The sequence below is a fragment of the Janthinobacterium sp. DSP2-3-3 genome (assembly GCF_049897325.1).
Lineage (GTDB): Bacteria > Pseudomonadota > Gammaproteobacteria > Burkholderiales > Burkholderiaceae_D > Janthinobacterium.
In genome coordinates, this window is record NZ_JAFCWA010000003.1 from 311740 (window position 1) to 323866 (window position 12127).

Below are 12127 nucleotides of genomic sequence, written 5' to 3' on the forward strand. Positions count from 1 at the left end.
AACACAATGTCTTTCCAACAAGGCCTGAGCGGCTTGAATGGCGCCGCCAAATCGCTGGACGTCATCGGCAACAACATCGCCAACTCGGCCACCGTGGGTTTCAAGCAGTCGCAGGCGCAGTTTGCCGACATCTATGCCAACTCGCTGTATGGCGTGGGCGGCAACCAGCCCGGCATCGGCGTGGCCGTGTCGCAAGTAGCGCAGCTGTTCAACCAGGGTAACCTGGAGAGTTCGTCGAATCCGCTCGATATCGCCATCAATGGCGGCGGTTTCTTCCGCACCAGCGTAAACGGCGCCATCCAGTATTCGCGCAACGGCCAGTTCCAGGTCGACAAGAGCGGCTTCATCATCAATGCCCAGAAAGCCCAGCTGACGGGCTATCCGGCCGATGTGAACGGCAAGATCCTGGCCGGCGCCACCGTGCCCCTGCAGATCGACCCGTCCGACATGGCGCCGAAGGCGACTACCAAGGTCGATACCCAGGTCAACCTCGATTCCAAATCGGCCATGCCGACCGTGGTGCCGTTCAGCGTGGGCGAGCAAAACTCGTGGACCAAGCAGTTCCCCGTGCCGGTCTTCGATTCCTTGGGCAATTCCCACACCATGTCCAATTTCTACGTCAAGACGAATACCAATACCTGGGATGTCTACACGGCCACTGACGGCAAGGAAATTACCAGCGCGAAAGTGGCGGCGGCGGCGCAGACCGATTCCGCCTCGCTGATCGCGCGCGCCTCCTACCAGGCCGCCGTCACGGCCGTGCCGCTGGTGGCCGCGAATATCACGACCGCCGCCGTCGCCTACGGCAATGCGGCCGGCGCGGCCGTGCGCGCCGCCGCCGTCCTGGCCGGCGCCAGCACGGCCCAGTTGAACGCCATCAGCGCCACGTATGGCAGTGCCGTGCCCAACGGCGTCAATTCCAGCCTGACGCCCGACCAGATCGACAAGAATATCGCCTCGGTGACGGAAGTGCCCGCCGTGAGGTCGGCTTCGCTGGTGTTCAACAGCGTCGGCAGCCTGGACAAGGCCGCCATGCTGGCCCTGACGCCACCGCAAACCTTGCCGGTGACGGTCAACCTGCCCGTGTTCCCCGCCACGGGTGCGAACGCGAACCTGGCGATCAAGGTCGACTTCACCAATTCCTCCCAGCTCAGTTCATCCACCAGCGAAAAACGCACCGTGGCCGATGGCTACGCGGCCGGCCAGCTGAGCCGTTTCGTGGTGGGTGCCGATGGCGTGATCCAGGGCCAGTACAACAATGGCAAGACGCGCGACCTGGGCCAGGTGGTGTTGACCAACTTTGCCAATCCGAATGGCCTCGAGCCGCTGGGCAACAATGCCTGGGCGGAAAGCTCGACCTCGGGCAGCCCCATGACGGGCGAGCCGAGCTCGGGCAGCCTGGGCGACTTGCGCGCCTCGGCCGTGGAAGTGTCGAACGTCGACCTGACGGCCGAACTGGTCAACATGATCACCGCCCAGCGCGCCTACCAGGCGAATGCGCAGACCATCAAGACGCAGGATTCGGTGCTGCAAACACTCGTCAACCTCCGCTAATAAGTTGACCGGGGGCATATGCCCCCGATTTTATTGTTGGTTTGGGAGAAAGAAAAAATGGACCGTCTCATCTACACCGCCGGCTCTGGCGCCAAGCACATCCTGGACAAGCAGGCGACCACCGCGAATAACCTGGCGAACGCCACCAGCACGGGTTTCCGTGCCCAGCTCGACTCATTTCGCGCCGTGCCCGTGGTGGCCGATGGCATGATGCCGACGCGCGCCTTCGTCGTCGATTCGACGGTCGGTTCCGATTTCACGCAGGGTCCCATGCAGCATACGGGCCGCGCGCTCGACGTGGCCGTGGAAAACGGCGGCTGGATCGCGGTGCAGTCGGCCGACGGTTCCGAAGCCTATACGCGCAACGGCGCCTTCAAGCTCAATGAAAACGGCATGTTGCAGACGCAATCGGGCTTGATGGTGCAGGGCGACACGGGTCCGCTGGCCATTCCGCCGGGCGTGACGGTAACGATTGCCGGCGATGGCACGGTGGGCACGATTTCCACCGATGTGCCGCCGGGGCCATCGACCGTGCTGGGACGCATCAAACTGGTCAATCCGCCCGAGCAGCAACTGGTGCGCGGCGACGACGGCCTGTTCCGTCTGAAGGATGGCACGGTGGCGCAAGCCGATCAGGCCGTCAAATTGACCACGGGCGCGCTCGAAGGCAGCAATGTCAGCCCCGTCGACTCGATGGTCAGCATGATCGCCCTGGCGCGCCAGTTCGAAACACAAATGAGCTTGTTGAAGAATGCCGAGAATAACGCGGCGAAAGCCACCCAGATCCTCGCTTTGAATTGATAGAGCCGGTCGCATAATGGTCACATAGAAATTGTTTACAGGGCTGGCAAGCGCTGTTATTGGAGAAAAAACATGATTCGTTCCCTTTGGATAGCCAAGACCGGCCTGGAAGCGCAGCAGACGCAGATGGACGTGATCGCCAATAACCTGGCCAATGTCAGCACCACCGGCTTCAAGAAGTCGCGCGCCGTGTTTGAAGACTTGCTGTATCAAAATGTGCGCCAGCCGGGTGCGCAATCCTCGCAGCAAACCCAGCTACCGTCGGGCTTGCAGATCGGCACGGGCGTGCGCACCGTGGCTACCGAACGCATCCATACCCAGGGCAATCCCCAGGCGTCGGGCAATTCGCGCGACGTGATGGTCAACGGTACCGGTTTCTTCCAGGTGCTGCTGCCCGATGGCGCCACCGCCTATACGCGCGACGGCTCTTTCCAGACCGACAGCAACGGTCAGCTGGTGACCTCCGAAGGCTTCGTCATCCAGCCTGCCATCACCGTGCCGACCAATGCGCTGAGCCTGACCGTGGCGCGCGACGGCACCGTCTCCGTGACCTTGCCCGACACCGTGGCGCCATCGCAAATCGGTTCCCTGCAGCTGACCACCTTCGTCAATCCCGCCGGCCTGGAATCGAAGGGCGAAAACCTGTACATGGAAACGGGCGCCTCAGGCGTGGCGCAAACCAACACCCCTGGCACGAATGGCGCCGGCGTGCTGATGCAGGGCTATATCGAGACTTCGAACGTCAACGTGGCCGAGGAAATGGTCAACATGATCCAGACGCAGCGCGCCTACGAGATCAACAGCAAGGCCATCACCACATCCGATCAAATGCTGCAGAAATTGTCGCAACTTTAATTATCATAGTCGTCATGCCATCCGCCGCCGGATGGCAGCGGAGGTTCGTCATGCAATACCCCATCATCGCCCTGTTGTCCGCAGTCCTGCTGTCCGGCTGCGCCATCACGCCCACCTCGATCGTGCAATATCCGACCACCACGCGCGCGCCGATGCCCGAACCGGTGGTCGTCAGCAACGGCTCCATCTACCAGCCGTCGACTTACCGTCCCGCGTTTGAAGACCGTCGCGCGCGCCATGTGGGCGACATGATGACGATCGCCATCACCGAACGCACGAATGCCGTCAAGGCGGGCGCCAGTTCCGGCAACAAGTCCGGCAGCGTGGGCTTCAGCACGCCAGGCATGCTGCAGGGCCGCTTGGGCGGCAGCGTCTCGGCGAATGGCGCGACGAAATTTGCCGATGGCGACAACCAGTCCGCCAGCAACACCTTTAGCGGCACGATCGGCGTGACGGTGATCGAGGTCTTGCCAAACGGAAATCTCATCGTCGCCGGCGAGAAACAGATCGCCATGAACAAGGGCACGGAATTCATCCGCTTCTCGGGCATGGTCAATCCGGACACCATCGGCACGGGCAACGTCGTGCCCTCGACCCAGGTGGCCGATGCGCGCGTGGAATACCGCACCAACAGCCAGATCGATCGTGCCGAAATGGCCTCGATGGCGTCGCGCTTCTTCCTCAGCCTGCTGCCGTTTTGATCATGGCAACTTTTACTTTTCCCCGCTTTTTAGTCATCTGCGGCCTGGCGGCCGCCATGCTGGCGCCCCTGGCACAGGCCGAGCGCCTGAAAGACTTGGCCAGCATCGCCGGCGTGCGCCAGAATCAGCTGATGGGCTATGGCCTCGTCGTCGGCCTCGACGGCAGCGGTGACCAGACCACGCAAACGCCATTTACCATCCAGAGCGTGGCGGCGATGCTGCAGCAGCAAGGCATTAATTTGCCGCAAGGCACCAGCTTGCAATTGAAGAATGTCGCGGCCGTGATGGTGACGACGTCCTTGCCCGCATTTGCCCAGCCGGGCCAGATGCTGGACGTGACGGTGTCGTCGATGGGCAATGCGAAAAGCTTGCGCGGCGGCACGTTATTGATGACGCCATTGAAGGGCGCCGATGGCCAGGTGTATGGCATGGCGCAGGGCAACGTGCTGGTCGGCGGCGTGGGCGCGCAGGCGGCCGGCAGCTCCGTCACCGTCAATCACCTGAGCGTGGGACGCATCTCGGGTGGCGCCACCGTCGAGCGCAGCGTCGCTTCGGTGCTGGGCGCCAACAATACGATACGCCTGGAGTTGAACGCCACCGATTTTTCCACCGCCAGCCGGGTGGTCGACGCCATCAACAGCCGCTACGGCGCCGGCACGGCCACCGCGCTGGACGGGCGCGTGATCCAGGTGCAGTCGCCGGGCGGCAGCGACCAGCGTGTGACCTTCCTGGGCCAGCTGGAAAGCATTGAAGTCAATCCGGCTCGCCTGGCAGCCAAGGTCATCATGAATGCGCGCACCGGTTCCGTGGTGATGAACCAATCCGTGACCCTGGAAACATGCGCCATTTCGCACGGCAACCTGTCCGTCACCATCAATGTCGAGCCGCAGGTGAGCCAGCCGGCGCCTTTGTCGGGCGGGCGCACGGTGGTTACGCAGACGGCACAGATCGATATCAAGAAGGAACCGGGCAAGGTCATGCTGGTCAAGGGCGGCGCTTCGCTGTCCGACGTGGTGAAAGCCTTGAATGCCATCGGCGCCTCGCCGCAAGACTTGCTGGCCATACTGCAGGCGATGAAGGCGGCAGGTTCGCTACGCGCCGAACTTGAAATCATTTGATGGGTACGCCATGATCAGCCAAACCGACCTCAGCAATACCGCCGCCTATGACGTCAAGGGCATGGATGGCTTGCGCCAGTCCGCCAAGGCGAAGGACCCTGCCGCCCTGAAAGAGGCAGCCACGCAATTTGAAGCCATGTTCATCAATATGATGATGAAAAGCATGCGCGAAGCCTCGCCGCAGGACGGCATCATGGATAGCCAGCAAAGCAAGATGTACACCTCGATGCTGGATCAGCAGACGAGCCAGAACCTGGCCAAGCGGGGCACGGGCCTGGCGGACGTGCTGATGCGGCAACTGTCATCGTCCAGCCAGGCGCTGGCTGTCGATGGCACGGCGGAAGCGGCATCGCCCCGCGCGTCGAGTATCGCGCAGGCGCTGGCCGCGTTCCGCCAGCAGCAGGGCGCCCTGACCGAAGGCGCGGCCAGCGCCACCGCCACCGGCAAGACCCTGAGCGACAAGGCCAACGCCACGCAGGCGCCGCACGTGCGCGCCTTCCAGGAAAAGCTGGGCGTGCATGCGGAAGAAGCCAGTCGCGCCACCGGCATCCCGGCCAAGTTCATGCTGGGCCAGGCGGCGCTGGAAACGGGCTGGGGCAAGCGCGAAATCATCAGCCGCGACGGCAGCAGCAGCCACAACCTGTTTGGCATCAAGGCCACGGGCGACTGGAAGGGCAAGGTCACAGAAGCCGTCACCACGGAATATGTCAATGGCAAGGCGCAACGCAAGGTGGAAAAATTCCGCGCCTATGACAGCTACGCGGACAGTTTCAAGGATTATGCGCAGTTGATTACCAACAACAAGCGCTATGAAAAAGTGCTCGCCAGCGCGGGCGACGCCAGCACGTTCGCCCAAGGTTTGCAAAAGGCCGGCTACGCGACGGACCCGAATTACGCTGCCAAATTGACAAAGATCATCAAGCATTCGCTGGTCGGTTAATCCGCCTCCCTACCCTTGTGCAAGCCGCGCGCTTCAAGTTTTCGCCGCGGCTGCCGTAAATACATTTGACGGTAACCAATAAGACACCATGACTTCGAATCTACTCAGCATCGGTAAGAGCGGTTTGCTTGCAGCGCAGGTGGGCCTGTCGACGACCGGGCATAACATCACCAATGCGAATGTACCCGGGTACAATCGCCAGACGGTGCTGCAGCAGACTTCGCAGTCGAACTATGCCGGTTATGGCTTCGTCGGCACGGGCACGGAAGTGTCGCAGATCAAGCGCCAGTACGACAGTTTCATGGCCACCCAGGTGAATGCCGCACAAAGCGCCACCAGCGCGCTCGATAGCTATTACACGCAGATCAGCCAGATCGACAACTTGCTGGCCGATCCCACGGCGGGCTTGTCGCCCGCCCTGCAAGATTTCTTCAAGGGCGTGCAGGATTTCAGCGCCAATCCGTCTTCGGTCGCCTCGCGCCAGGCGCTGCTGTCGAGCGCCGGCTCGCTCACTTCCCGTTTCCAGGGCTTGAGCGCGCGCCTGACGGAGATCGGCGACGGCGTCAATTCGCAGATCACGTCGAATGTGGCGGTGATTAACACCTATGCCAAGCAGCTCGCCGAGCTGAACAAGTCGATTTCCCAATTGTCGGTCGATGCCAGCAACCAGCCCAACGATCTGCTGGACCAGCGCGATCAGCTGATCACGGAATTGAACAAATACGTCAAGGCGACGGTGCAACCCGCTGCCAACAATACCGTGACCATTTCCATCGGCGCGGGCCAGCCGCTGGTGGTGGCGGACCGCAGCTTCGAGCTGGCGGCCACGCCTTCGCGGACGGACCCGAACCGCATCGAGGTGGGCTATGTTACGGGCAGTACCGTCAGCGTGCTGCCGGACAGCTCCCTCACCGGCGGCTCGCTGGGCGGCTTGCTGGATTTCCGCAGCGGCACCCTGGACAATGTCCAGAACTCCCTGGGCAAGGTGGCCATCGCGCTGGCCAGCACCTTCAACGACCAGCACAAGCTGGGGCAGGACTTGAATGGCGCCATGGGCGGCGACTTCTTCAAGATACCCGACCCCGTGATCGGCGCCGACCGCGGCAACAACGCCAGCAGCACCACCGTGCTGTCGGCCAAGGTCAGTGACCCCACCAAGCTGACGGCCAGCGATTACAGCTTGAAATACGACGGCAGCAACTATGTGGTGACGCGCGAATCCGACGGCGCACACACCATCATCAATCCGTATCCGCAAACGGGGCCGCAAACCATCGACGGCGTCGATTTCTCGATCGCGGGCACGGCCGCCCAAGGCGACAACTACGTCATCAAGCCGACGGCGAATGGTGCGGCCGGCATGGCCGTGCTGATCACCGACCGCAACAAGATCGCCGCCGCCGCTCCCATCGCCACCTCGGCGCCGGTGGCCAATACGGGCACGGGCAAGCTCAGTGCAGGCTCCGTCGACAAGGCATACCTGACCCCGGGCAATACCCTGACGGGTCCCCTGACCTTGACATATGACAAGGCGACCACCTCGCTGACGGGTTTCCCGGCCGGCCAGGCGGTGACAGTCAAGGGCTTGAATGGCGCCACCACGACCTATCCTGCCGGGACGGCAAACATCCCGTATAAGGAAGGCGATAGCCTCAGCTTTGGCGGCATCAATGTCAGCATGACGGGCGCGCCGGCGCAGGGCGATAAATTCACCATTGCGCCGAACTTGGGTGGTGTGGGCGACAACCGCAACGCCGCGCTGCTGGCGGGCTTGCAGACGAAGAATATCCTCGATGGCGGCAATGCCACGTTCCAGGGTTCGTATGCGCAAACCGTCAGCTTCGTGGGCAACAAGACACGTGAAGTACAGGTCAGCGGCCTGGCCAGCCTGGCCTTGCTGCAGCAGACCAGCACCCAGCAGCAGGCCGTTTCCGGCGTCAACCTCGACGAAGAGGCGGCCAACCTGCTGCGTTACCAGCAGTCCTACCAGGCGTGCGGCAAGGTCATGCAGATCGCCAGCACCCTGTTCGATGTGGTGATCGGCCTGGGACGTTAATCAATTTTCGCCGCGACGTAGTGCGCGGCGGCTTTCTGGAAGGGCAGCATCATGCGCATCAGCACACGAATGATTTATGACCAGGGCAGCTCGCAGCTGAATAATCTGCAGGGCGCCTTGAACCGTACGCAGATGCAGCTGTCGTCGAACCGTCGCAATCTGACGCCGGCCGACGATCCGATCGCCTCGGCGCGCGCGCTGGAAGTGACGCAGTCGCAATCGATCAATACCCAGTTCGTGACGAACCGCTCGAACGCCAAGAATTTCCTGTCGCAGGAAGAGCTGGCATTGGCCAGCACCACTGCGCTGATCGCCGACGTGAAAGACCTGGTCGTGAAGGCCGGTAATCCTTCCCTCAAGGATGTCGACCGCGATACCCTGGCCAAGGAGCTGGAAGGCCGGCTGACCGACTTGATGGGCATCGCAAACACGGCCGACGGCGCCGGCGGCTACCTGTTTTCCGGCTATAAATCCACCACCCAGCCATTCAGCCAGACGCCGACGGGCGCCGCTTATGTGGGCGACCAGGGCCAGCGCGAATTGCAGGTGGGCTCGGCGCGTTACCTCGCTACCAGCGATTCCGGTGCCACCGTGTTCGAGAATAACCTGACCGGCAATGGCAAGTTCACCACGGCGGCCGCCACCGCCAACTTTACGCGCGGCGGCTCGGGCATCGTTTCGGGCGGCACGGTGACGGATCCGTCAGTATTGACGGGGCATAAGTATTCGATCGATTTCAAGGTCACCGGCACGGGCACCGACGCTGTCACCACGTACACCGTCACGGACGCCACGCTGGGCCAGACGGTGCCAAATCCCGCCGTGCCCATCGCCTACAAGGCGGGCGACACCATCACCTTCGACGGCCAGCAAGTGAACATCACGGGCAAGCCTGCCGACCAGGACAGCTTTACGCTGGAACCGAGCGCCAAGGAATCGCTGTTTACCACCGTGAAAAACCTGATCGGCGTGCTGCGCCAGCCAGGCAGCGGCGATGCGGGCCAGGCGCGCCTGACGAACGGCTTGAACGTCGCGCATAATATTCTCGACACGGCCTACGACAATGTACTGTCCTTGCGCGCGGAAGTCGGTACCCGAATGAAGGAACTCGATTATCTCGACAGCGCTGGCGACGACCTCGACATCCAGTACGCCACCACCCTGTCGGACCTGCAGGACCTGGACATGGTCAAAGCCATTTCCAACTTCAGCCAGCAGCAAGTCACCCTGCAGGCGGCACAGAAAACGTTCACCTCGATCTCGGGCCTGTCGCTGTTCAATTACATCAGTTAGGCGGCCGGCATCGCAGGATGACCGGCAAGCCGGGGCAGGGAGTGCATCTCCCGCCCCGGCTTTTTTGCGTCCGCAAGATGCTCCTCTTGATAAGATGAACAGGCAAACTGTGCAGTCTACCTGTGCATCTGTTATAGTGGAGCTTGTTGATCCACTACCTGCTTCCCATGCACACCCCACAAGAAGAGCACGAACACGTATTGCAGCTGGCCGGCGACTTGCGCATTCTCATCGGAAAATTGCGCCGCCGCCTGCGCGAGGAAGCGCATCTGGGGGATGTCAGCATGTCGCAGGCGTCCGTGCTGAGCCGCCTTGAGCGCGATGGCCCGGCCACCGCCAGCAGCCTGGCGCGCGCCGAAGGCATGCGGCCCCAGTCGATGGCCGCCACGGTGCTGGCGCTGAGCGAGGCGCAGCTGGTGACGGGCTCGCCCGACCCGCTGGATGGCCGGCAGACGCTATTGACCCTGACGGACAGTTGCCGTGCCTGGATAGCGGCCAGCCGCGCCGCGCGTGAAGACTGGCTGGCGCGCACCATTGAAACCCGGCTCACGCCGGACGAAGTCACCGAACTGAACCATGCGGTGGCGCTACTCAAACGCTTGGCGCAGTGATCCGCTGAACCATCCACCCCGACCCCGGCAAGGAGCCCGCACGCCCAGATGAGCAACACATTCCGTTCTCTACGCATTCCCAATTACCGTATCTGGGCCGCTGGCGCCCTGGTGTCGAATATCGGCACCTGGATGCAGCGCACGGCGCAGGATTGGCTGGTGCTGAGCGAATTGACGCAGCACAATGCCAGCGCCGTCGGCATCGTCATGGCCTTGCAATTCGGCCCGCAACTACTGTTGCTGCCCCTGACGGGCATGGCGGCCGACCTGCTCGACCGCAGGAAATTGTTGCTGTGTACGCAGGCGGCCATGGGCTTGCTGGCGCTGGGACTCGGGATACTGTGCATCAGCGGCCTTGTGCAACTGTGGCACGTGTATGTGTTTGCTTTCCTGCTGGGCTGTGTGACGGCCTTCGATTCGCCCGTGCGTCAGACCTTTGTTTCCGAAATTGTCGGTGAGGAAGATTTGACGAATGCCGTGGCACTCAATTCCACTTCGTTCAATGCGGCGCGCATGCTGGGCCCTGCCGTGGCGGGGCTGTTGATCAGCAGCGTCGGCAGCGGCTGGGTCTTCATCATCAACGCCGTCTCGTTTGCGGCCGTGATCGGTTCACTGTTGCTGCTGCGCGTGGCATTGCTGCGCCGCGCGCCGCGCCTGAAGGCCACGCGCGCCAGCCTGGGCGAGGGCTTCCGCTACGTGCGCCAGCGGCCCGACTTGATGGCCATCCTGCTGATGCTGTTCCTGATCGGCACCTTCGGACTGAATTTTCCGATTTTCCTGTCGACCATGTCGGTGACGGCCTTCCATGCGGGCGCCGGCCAGTATGGCGTGCTCAGTTCCGTGATGGCTTGCGGCTCCGTGGCCGGCGCCCTGCTGGCGGCCGGGCGCGGCCAGCCCACCCTGGCCTTGCTGCTGGGCGCCGCTGCGCTGTTCGGCCTGGCCTGCGCGCTGGCCGCCGTGATGCCCAATTACTGGCTGTTCGGCATGATGCTGGTGGTCATCGGCATCGCCGCGCAAACGTTTACCACCAGCGTCAACAGTAGTGTGCAACTGTCGACGGCGTCCGCCATGCGGGGCCGCGTGATGGCCATCCTGCTGGCCATCTCGGCCGGCGGCACGCCGCTGGGCGCGCCAGTCGTTGGTTGGGTGGCCGATACCTTCGGCCCGCGCTGGGCGCTGGGCATAGCCGCCCTGTCGGGCCTGGCGGCGGCGCTGGTCGGCGTGCGCTACCTGGTCAAACATCAACAGTTGCGTGTGAATCTCGATGTGCGGCGCTGGCGCCTGGCGCTCGGCAGCGACCAGTCTTGAGGCCGGGCCTCATCGCGCCGGTGTTGCCGGCGCCGCGGGACGCAAGGGGTTCTGCGGCGCGGGCGGGGGCGGGCGGTCGCGCGTGGCAAAGCCGCGCGGCAGCAAACGCGCCGTTTCTATGCCGCGCAGGAACATGTTCTGGAAGGGCGTGGCCAGGTAGGGCAGGACCATGCCGATCACCAGCAAGCCCACGCCCAGGGTGACGGGGAAGCCGATACCGAAAATATTCAGCTGCGGCGCGGCGCGCGTCAAAATGCCCAGCGCCACGTTGGTCAGCAGCAAGGCAGCGATGATGGGCAGCGAAATCTGCAGGCCGGAACGGAAGATTTCCCCGCCCCAGGCCGCCAACTGCTGGAAGCCGCCGCCGCTGATGGGACTCGATGAAATCGGCAGGCTGACAAAGCTTTCCGCCAGCGCCGCCAGCAAGACCAGGTGGCCATTAACGGTCAGAAACATCAACGTGGCCAGCATGACGAGAAACTGGCTGATGGCCGACGAGCGGCCCTTGGTTTGCGGGTCGAAGAAGGAGGCGAAGCCCAGGCCCATGGTGAGGCTGCTGAGCTCGCCGGCCATTTCGATGGCGGAAAACACGATGCGGATGGAAAAGCCCATGGCGAGGCCCACCAGCATCTCTTGCGTCAGGATCAGCAAACCGGGCAAGGACATCGGGTTGACGGCAGGCAGGGCCGGTACGGTGGGGGCGATGATCATGGCCAGCAGCGCACCCAGGGTCACCTTCACGCTGGCTGGCACGGCCGCGTTGCCGAACAGGGGAGCGGCCGCAATCAGGCCAAGGATGCGGCTAAGCGGCCACAGCAGTGCTGCGATCCAGGTATTCAGTTCGATGCTCGACAGGGTTAGCATAAGGTCAGCACAATGGCGGGCGCTGC

At 62.8% G+C, this 12127-nt stretch carries 11 protein-coding genes; 10 read left to right on the forward strand and 1 reads right to left on the reverse strand.

Annotated elements, in window-relative coordinates; translation table 11 throughout:
• The first annotated feature begins 6 nt into the window (after window positions 1–6).
• The 10 genes from ACP7DE_RS08160 to ACP7DE_RS08205 all read left to right on the forward strand — a co-directional run bounded on the left by ACP7DE_RS08160 (window position 7) and on the right by ACP7DE_RS08205 (window position 11237).
• On the forward strand, window positions 7–1554 hold the full coding sequence (locus tag ACP7DE_RS08160; protein WP_426071624.1) for a flagellar hook protein FlgE: 1548 nt from the start codon (window positions 7–9) through the stop codon (window positions 1552–1554).
• A gap of 57 nt (window positions 1555–1611) precedes the next feature.
• Window positions 1612–2355: a flagellar basal body rod protein FlgF gene (locus tag ACP7DE_RS08165; RefSeq protein ID WP_426071625.1), complete on the forward strand. Its 744-nt coding sequence runs from the start codon at window positions 1612–1614 to the stop codon at window positions 2353–2355.
• A gap of 72 nt (window positions 2356–2427) precedes the next feature.
• Entirely contained in the window at window positions 2428–3210 is a 783-nt protein-coding gene (flgG, locus tag ACP7DE_RS08170; protein ID WP_099408910.1) for a flagellar basal-body rod protein FlgG, read from the forward strand.
• Window positions 3211–3260: 50 nt separating this feature from the next.
• A complete protein-coding gene (locus tag ACP7DE_RS08175) occupies window positions 3261–3911 on the forward strand; it encodes a flagellar basal body L-ring protein FlgH (RefSeq protein ID WP_426071626.1) in 651 nt (216 codons plus the stop codon).
• Between the two features lie 2 nt (window positions 3912–3913).
• Entirely contained in the window at window positions 3914–5029 is a 1116-nt protein-coding gene (locus ACP7DE_RS08180; RefSeq protein ID WP_426071627.1) for a flagellar basal body P-ring protein FlgI, read from the forward strand.
• 10 nt (window positions 5030–5039) lie between these two features.
• Entirely contained in the window at window positions 5040–5969 is a 930-nt protein-coding gene (gene flgJ / locus ACP7DE_RS08185; protein ID WP_426071628.1) for a flagellar assembly peptidoglycan hydrolase FlgJ, read from the forward strand.
• 88 nt (window positions 5970–6057) lie between these two features.
• Entirely contained in the window at window positions 6058–8025 is a 1968-nt protein-coding gene (gene flgK, locus ACP7DE_RS08190) for a flagellar hook-associated protein FlgK (RefSeq protein ID WP_426071629.1), read from the forward strand.
• Window positions 8026–8076: 51 nt separating this feature from the next.
• Window positions 8077–9318 (forward strand): flagellar hook-associated protein FlgL, encoded by a 1242-nt coding sequence (flgL, locus tag ACP7DE_RS08195; protein ID WP_426071630.1) that lies wholly within the window; start codon window positions 8077–8079, stop codon window positions 9316–9318.
• A 167-nt stretch (window positions 9319–9485) separates the two neighbouring features.
• On the forward strand, window positions 9486–9929 hold the full coding sequence (locus tag ACP7DE_RS08200) for a MarR family winged helix-turn-helix transcriptional regulator (RefSeq protein WP_426071631.1): 444 nt from the start codon (window positions 9486–9488) through the stop codon (window positions 9927–9929).
• 48 nt (window positions 9930–9977) lie between these two features.
• Entirely contained in the window at window positions 9978–11237 is a 1260-nt protein-coding gene (locus tag ACP7DE_RS08205; RefSeq protein ID WP_426071632.1) for an MFS transporter, read from the forward strand.
• Window positions 11238–11246: 9 nt separating this feature from the next.
• Here ACP7DE_RS08205 and fliR read toward each other — a convergent pair whose 3' ends face one another.
• Window positions 11247–12101, reverse strand: a complete 855-nt coding sequence (fliR, locus tag ACP7DE_RS08210) for a flagellar biosynthetic protein FliR (protein WP_426071633.1) — start codon at window positions 12099–12101, stop codon at window positions 11247–11249.
• Between the last annotated feature and the right edge of the window lie 26 nt (window positions 12102–12127).